Origin of the sequence: Mesorhizobium sp. SEMIA396 (assembly GCF_024518615.1) — a bacterium.
GTDB lineage: Bacteria > Pseudomonadota > Alphaproteobacteria > Rhizobiales > Rhizobiaceae > Mesorhizobium.
In genome coordinates this window covers 49,465-62,189 of the sequence record NZ_JANIFC010000013.1, presented here as the reverse complement: position 1 = coordinate 62,189, position 12,725 = coordinate 49,465, and the positions used below count along the sequence as shown (strand labels likewise).

Genomic DNA, 12,725 nt, shown 5'->3' with positions numbered 1-12,725 from the left:
GCCGCGAGGACAGAACAATGGCACTGAAAAAATTCAACCCGGTAACGCCCAGCACCCGTCAGCTGGTCATCGTCGACCGCTCGGGTCTTTACAAGGGCAAGCCCGTCAAGGGTCTGACCGAAGGCCTGACCAAGTCGGGCGGCCGCAACAATCACGGTCGCATCACCGCCCGCTTCATCGGCGGTGGTCACAAGCGTTCGTACCGCATCATCGACTTCAAGCGCCGCAAGTTCGACGTCGTCGGCACGGTCGAGCGCATTGAATACGATCCGAACCGCACCGCCTTCATCGCGCTGATCAAGTATGACGATGGCGAGCTGTCCTACATCATCGCTCCGCAGCGTCTGGCTCCCGGCGACAAGATCGTCTCCGGTGAATCGGTAGATGTGAAGCCGGGCAATGCGATGCCGCTGGCTTCGATGCCGGTCGGCACCATCGTCCACAACATCGAGCTGAAGCCGGGCAAGGGCGCTCAGGTCGCCCGTTCGGCAGGTGGTTACGGTCAGCTAGTCGGTCGTGACCAGGGCATGGCGATCCTGCGCCTCAATTCGGGCGAGCAGCGTGTCGTTCACGGCTCCTGCATGGCCACTGTCGGCGCCGTGTCCAATCCGGACCACGGCAACATCAATGACGGCAAGGCCGGTCGCACGGTTTGGCGTGGCAAGCGCCCGCACAATCGCGGCGTGACCATGAACCCGGTCGACCATCCGCACGGCGGCGGTGAAGGCCGCACCTCGGGTGGCCGCCATCCGGTTTCGCCCTGGGGCAAGCCGACCAAGGGCAAGAAGACGCGGTCCAACAAGGCGACCGACAAGTTCATCCTGCGCTCGCGCCATCAGCGCAAGAGCTAAGAAGAGGTAACGCCAAGTGACTCGTTCGATTTGGAAAGGCCCCTTCATTGACGGCTACCTTCTCAAGAAGGTGGACAAGGTTCGTGAAGGTGGTCGCAATGAGGTGATCAAGATGTGGAGCCGTCGCTCCACCATCCTGCCGCAGTTCGTCGGCTTCACCTTCGGTGTCTACAACGGCCAGAAGCATGTTCCCGTCTCGGTGAACGAGGACATGGTCGGTCACAAGTTCGGTGAATTCGCTCCGACCCGGACCTATTACGGTCACGGCGCGGATAAGAAGGCGAAGAGGAAATAATCATGGGCAAGGCCAAAGCTCCGCGCAGGCTTGCTGATAACGAAGCGCGCGCCGTATTGCGCACGATCCGTATCAGCCCGCAGAAGCTGAACCTCGTTGCCGCGCTGATCCGCGGCAAGAAGGTCGCGACAGCGCTTTCCGATCTCGAATTCTCGGCCAAGCGGATTTCCGGCACGGTCAAGAAGACGCTGGAATCGGCAATCGCCAACGCGGAAAACAACCACGACCTGGATGTCGATGCACTGATCGTGGCGGAAGCCTATGTCGGCAAGTCGATCGTCATGAAGCGGTTCCATGCCCGTGGCCGCGGTCGCGCCAGCCGTATCGAGAAGCCGTTCTCGCACCTCACGATCGTCGTTCGTGAAGTCGAAGAAAAAGGGGAGGCCGCATAATGGGCCAGAAAGTCAATCCGATCGGTCTTCGCCTCGGCATCAACCGCACCTGGGATTCGCGCTGGTTCGCGAACACCGGCGAGTACGGCAAGCTGCTGCATGAGGACATCAAGATCCGCAAGTATCTCGAGAAGGAGCTCAAGCAGGCTGCCATCTCGAAGGTCGTGATCGAGCGTCCGCACAAGAAGTGCCGCGTCACCATCCACGCCGCGCGCCCGGGTCTGATCATCGGCAAGAAGGGCGCCGACATCGAGAAGCTTCGCAAGAAGCTGATGGAGATGACGAAGTCCGAGACGCACCTCAACATCGTTGAAGTGCGCAAGCCGGAAATCGACGCGACCCTGGTCGCCCAGTCGATCGCCCAGCAGCTCGAGCGTCGTATCGCGTTCCGCCGCGCCATGAAGCGTGCCGTTCAGTCGGCGATGCGCCTCGGGGCCGAAGGCATCCGCATCAACTGCGCCGGCCGCCTCGGCGGCGCCGAGATCGCGCGCATGGAATGGTATCGCGAAGGCCGCGTGCCGCTGCATACGCTGCGTGCGGACGTCGACTACGGTACGGCCGAAGCGCACACGGCTTATGGCATCTGCGGCGTCAAGGTCTGGGTGTTCAAGGGCGAAATCCTTGAGCATGACCCGATGGCTTCGGAGCGTCGGGCCAGCGAAAGCGATGCAGCGCATGGCGGTGGTGGTGATCGCGAACGCGGTCGTCGTCGCGAAAACGCCTGAGACATTTAGGAATTTGGAGTTAGAACGATGCTGCAGCCAAAGCGCACAAAGTTCCGCAAGCAGTTCAAGGGCCGTATCCATGGTACCGCAAAGGGCGGCACCAACCTGGATTTCGGTGGTTTCGGGCTGAAGGCGCTTGAGCCGAACCGCGTCACCGCACGTGAGATCGAGGCGGCCCGCCGCGCGATCACGCGTGAAATGAAGCGCGCTGGTCGCGTCTGGATCCGTATTTTCCCGGACGTGCCGGTCACTTCGAAGCCGACCGAAGTCCGCATGGGTAAGGGCAAGGGTGCGGTCGACTACTGGGCGGCGCGCGTCAAGCCGGGCCGTATCATGTTCGAGATCGACGGCGTCAATGAAGAAACCGCCCGTGAGGCACTGCGTCTCGGCGCGGCCAAGCTCTCGGTCAAGACGCGCTTCGTGCAGCGCATCGCAGAATAAGGACGGGCTGATCATGAAAGCCGAAGACATCCGGACCAAGACCCAGGACCAGCTGACCGACGACCTGGCCAGCCTGAAGAAGGAGCAGTTCAACCTGCGCTTCCAGAAGGCCACCGGCCAGCTCGAGAAGACCGCGCGCGTGAGACAGGTCCGTAAGGATATTGCGCGTATCAAGACCATCGCTGCGGAAAAGTCCGCGGCTAAGAAGGCTTAAGGACGAAAACCATGCCAAAGCGCATTCTGCAGGGCACCGTCGTCAGCGACAAGAACGAGAAGACGGTTGTCGTCAAGGTCGAACGGCGCTTCACGCATCCCGTGATGAAGAAGACCGTGCGCATGACCAAGAAGTACAAGGCGCACGACGAAAACAACGCCCACAAGGTCGGCGATCAGGTGTTCATCCAGGAATCGAAGCCGATTTCCAAGGACAAGCGCTGGATCGTCGTGTCTTCGGACCAAGCCTGACCTCGGGCGTAAACAACGAATTTTGGACAGACCGGGGAGGGGCTTTGAGCCCATCCCGTTAGAAGAGAAGAAGGCGGCCAGTCATGATTCAGATGCAAACAAACCTCGACGTCGCGGATAATTCCGGCGCCCGTCGTGTCATGTGCATCAAGGTGCTGGGCGGCTCGAAGCGGAAATACGCTTCCGTGGGCGACATCATCGTGGTGTCGATCAAGGAAGCCATTCCGCGCGGCCGCGTAAAGAAGGGCGATGTGATGAAGGCGGTCGTGGTTCGCACGGCCAAGGACATCCGCCGCCCGGACGGCAGCGTGATCCGTTTCGACAAGAACGCGGCCGTTCTCGTCGACAACAAGAAAGAGCCGATCGGCACGCGTATCTTCGGACCGGTTCCGCGCGAACTCCGCGCCAAGAACCACATGAAGATCATCTCGCTCGCGCCTGAAGTGCTGTAAGGAGCCGGACCAATGCAAAAGATTAGAAAAGGCGACAAGGTCGTCGTGCTGGCCGGCAAGGACAAGGGCCGTTCGGGCGAAGTCCTCTCGGTGCAGCCGAAGGAAGACACCGCGCTGGTGCGCGGCGTCAACATGATCCGTCGTCACCAGAAGCAGTCCCAGTCCCAAGAGGGCGGGATCATCACCAAGGAAGCGCCGATCCAGCTGTCGAACATCGCGCTGGCCGACCCCAAGGATGGCAAGCCGACCCGCGTCGGTTTCATCTTCCAGAAGGACGGCAAGAAGGTGCGCGTCGCCAAGCGCTCGGGAGAAGTCATCAATGGCTAAGGCTCAATCCAAGCAGGCGACCGCGAACAACACGCCGCGCCTCAAGCAGGTCTACAACGAGACCATCCGCAAGGCGTTGCAGGAACAGTTCGGCTACGACAACGAGATGCAGGTTCCGCGCATCGACAAGATCGTGCTGAACATGGGCGTTGGCGAAGCGACCGCCGATTCGAAGAAGCCTTCGATCGCGGCCGAAGACCTGGCGATGATCGCCGGCCAGAAGGCCGTCGTCACCCGCGCCCGCAACTCGATCGCCGGCTTCAAGGTCCGCGAGAAGATGCCGATCGGCGCTAAGGTCACGCTGCGCAAGGAACGTATGTACGAGTTCCTCGACCGTCTCGTGAACATCGCACTGCCACGCGTCCGCGACTTCCGCGGGCTCAATCCGAAGAGCTTCGATGGCCGTGGCAACTACGCCATGGGCATCAAGGAACACATCGTGTTCCCGGAGATCAACTACGACAAGGTTGATCAGATCTGGGGCATGGACGTCATCGTTTGTACGACTGCGAAGACGGATGACGAAGCCAGGGCATTGCTCAAGGCTTTCAACTTCCCCTTCCGCCAGTAACGGCAGCGAGAAAAGGAAAAATCTGAAATGGCAAAGACCAGCTCAGTCGAGAAGAACAACAGGCGCCGCAAGCTTGCCGACCAGTACGGTCCCAAGCGCGCTGCCCTGAAGGCGATAATCATGGATCAGTCCAAGCCGATGGAAGAGCGTTTCCGCGCTCAGCTCAAGCTTGCCGCCATGCCGCGCAACTCGGCCAAGATCCGCATCCGCAACCGCTGCGAAGTCACCGGCCGTCCGCGCGCCTACTATCGCAAGCTCAAAGTATCGCGCATCGCGCTTCGTGATCTCGGCAATAACGGCCAGATCCCGGGCCTGGTCAAGTCGAGCTGGTAAGGAGGACATAACATGTCATTGAGCGATCCTCTCGGCGATATGCTGACCCGCATCCGCAACGCGTATGGCCGCAAGAAGTCGAGCGTTTCGACGCCGGCTTCGCGTCTGCGCACCCGCGTCCTCGACGTGCTGAAGGCTGAAGGCTATATCCGCGATTACAGCCAGACCGACTTCGACAACGGCAAGTCCGAAATCGAGATCGAGCTGAAGTATTTCGACGGCGCGCCGGTCGTGCGCGAAATCGCCCGCGTCTCGAAGCCAGGCCGCCGCGTCTATGTTTCGGCCAAGTCGATTCCGCAGGTCGCCAACGGCCTCGGCATCGCCATCCTTTCGACACCGAAGGGCGTGATGGCCGACCATGAAGCACGTGAACAGAACGTCGGCGGTGAGATCCTCTGCCAGATCTTCTGATCTGGCAGTTGACCGCAAAGTGGAATCCGGTCTTCGGATCGTTCCCGAAGACAGAGACCTGAAACAAGAGAAGTGACGAGGACAACAAAATGTCTCGTATTGGAAAGAAACCCGTTTCGCTGCCGCAGGGCGTGACCGCGACCGTCAACGGCCAGACCGTGACGGCGAAGGGCCCCAAGGGTGAGCTGAAGTTCGTGGTGAACGACGAAGTGCTGGTCAAGATGGAAGGCAGCGAGATCGCTGTCCAGCCGCGCGACCAGACCAAGACCGCCCGCTCCAAGTGGGGCATGTCGCGCACGCAGATCGTCAACATCCTGCAGGGCGTCAAGGACGGTTTCGAGAAGAAGCTCGAGATCACCGGCGTCGGCTATCGCGCGGCACTTCAGGGCAAGAACCTGCAGCTGGCGCTTGGCTTCAGCCATGACGTCGTCTATGAGACGCCGGCCGGCATCACCATTACCGTGCCGAAGCCGACCGAAATCACCGTGGCCGGCATCGACAAGCAGCAAGTCGGCCAGGTTGCGGCCGAGATCCGCGAGTATCGCGGTCCCGAGCCCTACAAGGGCAAGGGCGTCCGCTATGCCGGCGAGAAGATCGTCCGCAAGGAAGGCAAGAAGAAGTAGCGGGCCTGGCCTCGGGAAGTTGAGGCCAAGCCAAAAAGTGTAACGCCGCGGGGAGCGGTCGCGGGAGGCGCTTTCGCCTACCGCATATGGCGGCCCCCGTTTTTTGAAGGCAAGGAAGACCATCATGGGTACCAAGGAATCCACGCAGCGCCGCGCGCAGCGCGTCCGTCGTCAGATCAAGAAGGTCGCCGGCGAGCGTCCGCGTCTGTCGGTCCACCGCACGTCGAAGAACATCTACGTGCAGGTCATCGACGACGCCAAGGGCCACACCATCGCTGCCGCTTCGACGCTCGAGAAGGACCTCAAGGGTTCGCTCAAGACCGGCGCCGACACCGCCGCCGCCGCCGCGATCGGCAAGCTGATCGCCGAGCGCGCCACCAAGGCCGGCGTCAAGGAAGTCGTTTTCGACCGCGGTGCCTACATCTATCACGGCCGCGTCAAGGCGCTCGCCGAGGCTGCCCGCGAAGGCGGCTTGAGCTTCTAAGCATAGTCCCGAAAAGTTGCAGACTTTTCGGATAGGGATTATGCGAAGGAATTGATTTCGCCCCCGGTGACCGTTTCCCGATTTATTCGGGGCGAGGCACCGGATCTTATCAGCAACCGTGCTTCCGGAAAAAAACAAGGAACAGGATATGGCACAGGAACGTAGGGATGGCGGCCGCGGCCGCGATCGTGAAGAACGCGATGACGGCATGGTGGACAAGCTCGTCCACATCAACCGCGTCGCCAAGGTCGTCAAGGGCGGCCGTCGCTTCGGTTTTGCAGCACTCGTCGTCGTCGGCGACCAGAAGGGCCGCGTCGGCTTTGGTCACGGCAAGGCGCGCGAAGTGCCGGAAGCCATCCGCAAGGCAACTGAATCGGCCAAGCGCGACATGATCTTCGTGCCGCTGCGCTCGGGCCGTACGCTGCATCACGACGTCGAAGGACGCTGGGGTGCTGGACGCGTGCTGCTGCGCGCCGCCAAGCAAGGTACCGGCATCATCGCCGGTGGCCCGATGCGCGCTGTCTTCGAGACGCTCGGCATGCATGACGTGGTCGCCAAGTCGATGGGTTCGTCGAACCCCTACAACATGGTTCGCGCCACCTTCGACGCGCTGAAGAGCCAGATGCATCCCAAGGATGTGGCTGCTGCTCGCGGCATCAAGTATTCGACCCTTCAGGCCCGCCGCGGCACCGCCGTTGCGGCTGAAGAATAGTCGATCTGACCAGGGATTTTGACCATGGCCAAGAAAGCAACCAAGACCATCACCGTTGAGCAGATTGGTTCGCCGATCCGCCGTCCGAAGGAGCAGCGCGCGACGCTGGTCGGCCTCGGCCTCAACAAGATGCACAAGCAGCGCACGCTGGAAGATACGCCCTCCGTGCGCGGCATGATCGCTGCCGTCCAGCATCTCGTCCGCGTCGTGGACGAGGGCTGAGCCAGAGCGCAGGAGAACTCAGATGAAACTCAACGATCTGCGTGACAAGGACGGCGCGACGCACTCCAAGAAGCGTCTCGGCCGTGGTATCGGCTCCGGCTCCGGCAAGACCGGCGGTCGCGGCGTCAAGGGCCAGAAGGCGCGCTCCGGCGTCGCCATCAACGGCTTCGAGGGTGGCCAGATGCCGCTCTACCGGCGCCTGCCGAAGCGTGGCTTCAATAACATCTTCGCCAAGAGCTTCACCGTCGTGTCGCTGGCCCGCATCCAGGTGGCCATCGACGCCAAAAAGCTCGACGCCAAGGCGACCGTGACGGCTGAATCGCTGGTTGCCGCCGGCGTCATCCGCCGCGTCAAGGACGGCGTGCGCATCCTCTCGGACGGCGAGATCAAGGCGAAGCTCGCCTTTGACGTCGCCGGCGCCTCCAAGGCCGCGATCGAGAAGATCGAAAAGGCCGGCGGTTCGGTCAAGCTGCCGCAGGAAAAGGCAGCTGCCGAGTAACGGCAATTTGAAGCGCGATCGGCAGGAGTGGGATCCGTTTTTGCTCACGATTGCGCTTTGATCTGCTCGACGAGGCGGCCGCGTCAACGCGGCCGCTTGCATGTTTAGAGCCCGGAGCTTATCTCGTGAGCTTCGGTGAAACGCGCCGCCTGACCTCAGGGCCATCAAGCGTTACCAAGCGGAGAATCAGGCATGGCTTCGGCTGCTGAACAATTAGCCTCGAATCTGAATTTCTCGGCCTTCGCCAAGGCGGAGGATTTGAAGAAGCGCATCTGGTTCACGATCGGCGCGCTGCTCGTCTATCGCCTCGGCACCTACATCCCGCTTCCCGGCATCAATCCCGACGCCTTCGCCCAGGCCTTCTCCTCGCAGAGCAAGGGCGTGCTTGGCATGTTCAACATGTTCGCCGGCGGCGCCGTGGAGCGCATGGCGATCTTCGCGCTCGGCATCATGCCTTACATCTCCGCCTCCATCATCATGCAGCTGATGACCTCGGTCATCCCGTCGCTGGAAGCGCTGAAGAAGGAAGGCGAGCAGGGCCGCAAGGTCATCAACCAGTACACGCGCTACGGTACCGTGCTGCTTGGGCTGGTTCAGGCCTATGGCATTTCGGTCGGTCTGGAAGGCGGCAACGGCATCGTCAGCGATCCCGGCATGTTCTTCCGCGTCTCGACCGTCCTCACGCTGCTCGGCGGCACCATGTTCCTGATGTGGCTCGGCGAGCAGATCACCGCCCGCGGCATCGGCAACGGCATTTCGCTGATCATCTTCTCCGGCATCGTCGCCGGCCTGCCGCACGCCATCTCCGGCACGCTGGAGCTTGGCCGCACCGGCGCGCTGTCGACCGGCCTGATCCTGGCGATCATCGTGCTCGCCGTCGTCGTCATTGCGCTCATCGTGTTCTTCGAGCGCGCCCAGCGCCGCTTGCTGATCCAGTATCCGAAGCGCCAGGTCGGCAACCGCATGTTCCAGGGCGATACATCGCACCTGCCGCTGAAGCTCAATACGGCGGGCGTCATTCCACCGATCTTCGCCTCGTCGCTGCTGTTGCTGCCGGCCACCGTCGCGGGCTTCTCGCAGACGACCAACATGCCGGGCTGGGCAAGCACGATCCTGGCCGCACTCGGCCACGGCCAGCCGCTCTATATGGCATTCTATGCGGCGATGATCGCGTTCTTCGCCTTCTTCTACACTGCGATTGTCTTCAACCCGAAGGAAACCGCCGACCAGCTCAAGAAGCATTCGGGCTTCATCCCGGGCTATCGTCCGGGCGAGCGCACCGCCGATTACATCGATTACGTTCTCACCCGCATCACCGTCGTCGGCGCCATCTATCTGGTGCTGGTGTGCCTGTTGCCGGAGTTCCTGATCTCGGCGACTGGCGTACCATTCTACCTTGGTGGCACATCGCTTCTGATCGTGGTCAGTGTCACGCTCGATACGGTTGCGCAGATTCAGGGCCACCTGATCGCGCACCAGTATGAAGGCCTGATCAAGAAGTCGAAGCTGCGCGGGGGGAAGAAAGCCAGATGAGGTTGATATTGCTTGGGCCGCCAGGAGCGGGCAAGGGGACGCAAGCACAAAGACTGGTAGAAAAACACGGCATACCCCAGCTCTCGACGGGCGACATGCTGCGTGCTGCCGTCCAGGCAGGCACCGAAGTCGGCAAGCGCGCCAAGGCGGTGATGGATGCCGGTGAACTGGTGTCCGACGCGATCGTCAACGCGATCGTCGCCGAGCGTATCGATCAGCCCGACTGCGCCAAGGGGTTCATCCTCGACGGCTATCCGCGGACCCTGGTGCAGGCGGATGCGGTCGAGCAGATGCTGTCGGATCGCTCCCAGGGCCTCGACGCCGTCATTGAGCTCGTCGTCGACGACAAGGCCCTGGTTGGCCGGATCGTCAAGCGCGCCGACGAGGCGCAGGCCGCCGGCCTTCCCGTTCGCAAGGACGACAACCCGACCGTGTTCGAAGAGCGCCTGAGGGAATACTACAAGAAGACGTCGCCGCTGATTGGCTACTACTATGCCAAGGGCAAGCTCCGCAGTGTCGACGGCATGGCCGATATCGACGCCGTGACGGAACAGATCGAAGCGGTGCTCAAGGACGCAGTGCGGGGAAATTAACGATTGCACTTGACGGAGGCGGTTCGCTGCGGTATGGCGGCCCGTCTTCCTATCAGGCATGAGCTTTGCTTGTCCGCAAGGGCAAGGCAGCCGCATTGAACTGGAAACTCCCGCATGGGCCGGCCTCCACCGGACGCGGGGCAACTTAAGACAGCGCCGTGCCCGCCTCGTTTTTGAGGTTGGCCGGCCCACATGGAGAAGGGAAGAACATGGCTCGTATAGCCGGCGTCAACATTCCGACCAACAAGCGCGTTGTCATTGCGCTTCAATACATTCACGGCATTGGCAAGCGGTTCGCCCAGGAGATCGTCGACAAGGTCGGCATCCCGGCCGAGCGCCGCGTCAACCAGCTTACCGACGCGGAAGTGCTGCAGATCCGCGAAACCATCGACCGCGATTACCAGGTTGAAGGCGACCTGCGCCGCGAAGTCTCGATGAACATCAAGCGGCTCATGGACCTCGGCTGCTACCGCGGCCTGCGTCACCGCCGCTCGCTGCCGGTCCGCGGCCAGCGCACGCATACCAATGCGCGCACCCGCAAGGGCCCGGCCAAGTCGATCGCCGGCAAGAAGAAGTAATTTTTTAGGGGAATAAGGGAGTAGGGGAGTAAGGCAGTAGGGAATGCCCGCCAGTCGGGTCGCACTTTTCCCTACTCCCTTACTGCCCTATTCCCCTACTTCCTTACGAAGGTGGAGCCGCTGGCATTACGGCGGTGTAGAGATCAACTGAAAGGACTATCATGGCCAAGGAAGCCGCTCGTGTTCGCCGTCGCGAACGCAAGAACATCTCGTCGGGCGTTGCCCACGTCAATTCGACCTTCAACAACACGATGATCACCATCACCGACGCGCAGGGCAATTCGATTGCCTGGTCGTCGGCCGGTGCCCAGGGCTTCAAGGGTTCGCGCAAGTCGACCCCGTTCGCTGCCCAGATGGCTGCCGAGGATGTTGCCAAGAAGGCCCAGGAACACGGCATGCGCATGCTCGAAGTCGAGGTCTGCGGACCCGGCTCCGGTCGTGAATCGGCATTGCGCGCCCTGCAGGCGGCCGGCTTCACCATCACCTCGATCCGTGATGTGACGCCGATCCCGCACAATGGCTGCCGCCCGCGCAAGAAGCGTCGCGTCTAAGCATTTACCGAACGCCGCGCGAGCGCCCTTGGGCGCTCCTCCGCGGCATTCCAGGTCGCCCGCCACGATTGGATGGTGGCGGGTCAACGGAAGGAAAGCATCATGATCCAGAAAAATTGGCAGGAACTGATCAAGCCGAACAAGATCGAGTTCTCGTCGAAGAAGAAGACGCTGACCACGCTGGTCGCCGAGCCTCTCGAGCGTGGCTTTGGCCTGACGCTGGGCAACGCGCTGCGCCGCGTGCTTCTGTCTTCGCTGCGCGGTGCGGCTGTTACCGCCGTGCAGATCGACGGCGTTCTGCATGAATTCTCGTCCATCGCCGGCGTGCGCGAGGACGTGACCGACATCGTCTTGAATATCAAGGAAATCGCCATCCGCATGGAAGGCGATGGTCCCAAGCGCATGGTCGTTCGCAAGCAGGGACCGGGTGCTGTTCTTGCCGGCGACATCCAGACGGTTGGCGACGTCGAGATCCTCAACCCCGACCACGTCATCTGCACGCTGGACGAAGGCGCTGAAATCCGCATGGAATTCACCGTCGACACCGGCAAGGGTTACGTGCCGGCCGACCGCAACCGCGCCGAAGACGCGCCGATCGGCTTGATCCCGGTCGACAGCCTTTATTCGCCGGTCAAGAAGGTCTCCTACAAGGTCGAGAACACCCGCGAGGGCCAGGTTCTCGACTATGACAAGCTGACCATGACGATCGACACCGACGGTTCGATCACCGGCGAGGACGCGGTGGCTTTCGCCGCCCGCATCCTGCAGGACCAGCTCGGCCTGTTCGTCAACTTCGACGAGCCGCAGAAGGAAGTCGCCGCCGAGGCCGTCACCGAGCTCGCCTTCAACCCGGCGCTGCTCAAGAAGGTCGACGAACTCGAGCTTTCGGTGCGTTCGGCCAACTGCCTGAAGAACGACAACATCGTCTATATCGGCGACCTGATCCAGAAGACCGAAGCCGAGATGCTGCGCACCCCGAACTTCGGCCGCAAGTCGCTGAACGAGATCAAGGAAGTCTTGGCGGCGATGGGCTTGCACCTCGGCATGGAAGTGCCGGACTGGCCGCCGGAAAACATCGAAGATCTCGCTAAGCGTTACGAAGACCAATATTGAGCATGAATTCCAAGGATGGGCGGCGTGGGCCGCTCGATCCGACGGTCATGCGGAAAACCATCAGAGGCCGCGGCCTCTTGAACAACTGAAGAAGGAAAAGAGCCATGCGCCACGGTTTCAAAGGCCGTCGCTTCGCCCGAAGCATTAGCCATCGCAAGTCGATGTTCGCCAACCTCGCCGTGTCGCTGCTCGAGCACGAGCAGATCGTCACGACCTTGCCGAAGGCGAAGGACCTGCGTCCGATCGTCGAGAAGCTGGTGACGCTCGGCAAGCGCGGCGACCTGCATGCCCGCCGCCAGGTCATTGCCCAGATCGGCAATGAAGGCGTCGTCAAGCGTCTGTTCGACACCATCGCGCCGCGCTACGCCAACCGCAATGGCGGCTATCTGCGCATCATGAAGGCGGGCTTCCGTCACGGTGACAACGCCGCCATGGCCGTCATCGAGTTCGTCGATCGCGACGTTTCGGCCAAAGGCGCCGGCGACCGCGCTCGCATCGAAGCCGAAAGCGCTGACGCGGACGCCGCAGCCGCATAAGGCTCGGTTTTCCCAAAT

23 protein-coding genes are annotated in these 12,725 nt (G+C 61.6%); all 23 read left to right on the top strand.

Features of this window, described 5'->3' with window-relative positions; translation table 11 throughout:
* Window positions 1–17 precede the first annotated feature (17 nt).
* The 23 genes from rplB (at window position 18) to rplQ (ending at window position 12,707) form a co-directional block, all read left to right on the top strand.
* On the top strand, window positions 18–851 hold the full coding sequence (gene rplB / locus NP503_RS26965) for a 50S ribosomal protein L2 (protein WP_024505067.1): 834 nt from the start codon (window positions 18–20) through the stop codon (window positions 849–851).
* Window positions 852–867: 16 nt separating this feature from the next.
* Complete coding sequence (rpsS, locus tag NP503_RS26960; protein WP_006205463.1) at window positions 868–1,146, top strand: 30S ribosomal protein S19; 279 nt, start codon at window positions 868–870, stop codon at window positions 1,144–1,146.
* 2 nt (window positions 1,147–1,148) lie between these two features.
* A complete protein-coding gene (gene rplV, locus NP503_RS26955) occupies window positions 1,149–1,538 on the top strand; it encodes a 50S ribosomal protein L22 (RefSeq protein ID WP_006205462.1) in 390 nt (129 codons plus the stop codon).
* Window positions 1,538–2,263 (top strand): 30S ribosomal protein S3, encoded by a 726-nt coding sequence (gene rpsC, locus NP503_RS26950; protein WP_013531426.1) that lies wholly within the window; start codon window positions 1,538–1,540, stop codon window positions 2,261–2,263. Before rplV ends, rpsC begins: the two co-directional genes overlap by 1 nt.
* A gap of 27 nt (window positions 2,264–2,290) precedes the next feature.
* A complete protein-coding gene (gene rplP, locus NP503_RS26945) occupies window positions 2,291–2,704 on the top strand; it encodes a 50S ribosomal protein L16 (RefSeq protein WP_013531427.1) in 414 nt (137 codons plus the stop codon).
* Window positions 2,705–2,717: 13 nt separating this feature from the next.
* A complete protein-coding gene (rpmC, locus tag NP503_RS26940; protein ID WP_006205459.1) occupies window positions 2,718–2,918 on the top strand; it encodes a 50S ribosomal protein L29 in 201 nt (66 codons plus the stop codon).
* An 11-nt stretch (window positions 2,919–2,929) separates the two neighbouring features.
* Window positions 2,930–3,169, top strand: coding sequence for a 30S ribosomal protein S17 (gene rpsQ / locus NP503_RS26935; RefSeq protein ID WP_010909280.1), 240 nt, complete (start codon window positions 2,930–2,932; stop codon window positions 3,167–3,169).
* An 83-nt stretch (window positions 3,170–3,252) separates the two neighbouring features.
* Window positions 3,253–3,621 (top strand): 50S ribosomal protein L14, encoded by a 369-nt coding sequence (gene rplN, locus NP503_RS26930; protein WP_006205457.1) that lies wholly within the window; start codon window positions 3,253–3,255, stop codon window positions 3,619–3,621.
* A gap of 12 nt (window positions 3,622–3,633) precedes the next feature.
* The gene (gene rplX / locus NP503_RS26925; protein ID WP_013531428.1) at window positions 3,634–3,948 is read left to right on the top strand and encodes a 50S ribosomal protein L24; all 315 of its coding nucleotides are present in this window, start codon (window positions 3,634–3,636) and stop codon (window positions 3,946–3,948) included.
* Window positions 3,941–4,519, top strand: a complete 579-nt coding sequence (gene rplE, locus NP503_RS26920) for a 50S ribosomal protein L5 (protein ID WP_127270613.1) — start codon at window positions 3,941–3,943, stop codon at window positions 4,517–4,519. The genes rplX and rplE overlap by 8 nt, the downstream gene beginning before the upstream one ends.
* A 27-nt stretch (window positions 4,520–4,546) precedes the next feature.
* Window positions 4,547–4,852 carry a 30S ribosomal protein S14 gene (gene rpsN, locus NP503_RS26915; RefSeq protein WP_013895695.1) on the top strand — a complete coding sequence of 102 codons (306 nt, stop codon included), beginning with the start codon at window positions 4,547–4,549 and terminating at the stop codon, window positions 4,850–4,852.
* 12 nt (window positions 4,853–4,864) lie between these two features.
* Window positions 4,865–5,263: a 30S ribosomal protein S8 gene (gene rpsH, locus NP503_RS26910; protein WP_013531431.1), complete on the top strand. Its 399-nt coding sequence runs from the start codon at window positions 4,865–4,867 to the stop codon at window positions 5,261–5,263.
* Window positions 5,264–5,352: 89 nt separating this feature from the next.
* The gene (gene rplF / locus NP503_RS26905; protein ID WP_013895694.1) at window positions 5,353–5,886 is read left to right on the top strand and encodes a 50S ribosomal protein L6; all 534 of its coding nucleotides are present in this window, start codon (window positions 5,353–5,355) and stop codon (window positions 5,884–5,886) included.
* A gap of 124 nt (window positions 5,887–6,010) precedes the next feature.
* Window positions 6,011–6,370, top strand: a complete 360-nt coding sequence (gene rplR, locus NP503_RS26900; RefSeq protein WP_027038735.1) for a 50S ribosomal protein L18 — start codon at window positions 6,011–6,013, stop codon at window positions 6,368–6,370.
* A 148-nt stretch (window positions 6,371–6,518) separates the two neighbouring features.
* Complete coding sequence (rpsE, locus tag NP503_RS26895) at window positions 6,519–7,082, top strand: 30S ribosomal protein S5 (RefSeq protein ID WP_006333394.1); 564 nt, start codon at window positions 6,519–6,521, stop codon at window positions 7,080–7,082.
* A 24-nt stretch (window positions 7,083–7,106) separates the two neighbouring features.
* The gene (rpmD, locus tag NP503_RS26890) at window positions 7,107–7,304 is read left to right on the top strand and encodes a 50S ribosomal protein L30 (protein ID WP_006205449.1); all 198 of its coding nucleotides are present in this window, start codon (window positions 7,107–7,109) and stop codon (window positions 7,302–7,304) included.
* A 22-nt stretch (window positions 7,305–7,326) separates the two neighbouring features.
* Window positions 7,327–7,803 (top strand): 50S ribosomal protein L15, encoded by a 477-nt coding sequence (rplO, locus tag NP503_RS26885; RefSeq protein WP_013531434.1) that lies wholly within the window; start codon window positions 7,327–7,329, stop codon window positions 7,801–7,803.
* A gap of 192 nt (window positions 7,804–7,995) precedes the next feature.
* Complete coding sequence (gene secY, locus NP503_RS26880) at window positions 7,996–9,336, top strand: preprotein translocase subunit SecY (protein ID WP_127271595.1); 1,341 nt, start codon at window positions 7,996–7,998, stop codon at window positions 9,334–9,336.
* Window positions 9,333–9,929 (top strand): adenylate kinase, encoded by a 597-nt coding sequence (locus tag NP503_RS26875; protein WP_013531436.1) that lies wholly within the window; start codon window positions 9,333–9,335, stop codon window positions 9,927–9,929. Before secY ends, NP503_RS26875 begins: the two co-directional genes overlap by 4 nt.
* Window positions 9,930–10,138: 209 nt before the next feature.
* Complete coding sequence (gene rpsM / locus NP503_RS26870) at window positions 10,139–10,507, top strand: 30S ribosomal protein S13 (RefSeq protein WP_013531437.1); 369 nt, start codon at window positions 10,139–10,141, stop codon at window positions 10,505–10,507.
* A 161-nt stretch (window positions 10,508–10,668) separates the two neighbouring features.
* The gene (gene rpsK, locus NP503_RS26865; RefSeq protein ID WP_006205444.1) at window positions 10,669–11,058 is read left to right on the top strand and encodes a 30S ribosomal protein S11; all 390 of its coding nucleotides are present in this window, start codon (window positions 10,669–10,671) and stop codon (window positions 11,056–11,058) included.
* A 102-nt stretch (window positions 11,059–11,160) separates the two neighbouring features.
* Complete coding sequence (locus NP503_RS26860; protein ID WP_023812081.1) at window positions 11,161–12,171, top strand: DNA-directed RNA polymerase subunit alpha; 1,011 nt, start codon at window positions 11,161–11,163, stop codon at window positions 12,169–12,171.
* Window positions 12,172–12,275: 104 nt separating this feature from the next.
* A complete protein-coding gene (gene rplQ / locus NP503_RS26855) occupies window positions 12,276–12,707 on the top strand; it encodes a 50S ribosomal protein L17 (protein ID WP_013531439.1) in 432 nt (143 codons plus the stop codon).
* Window positions 12,708–12,725 lie beyond the last annotated feature (18 nt).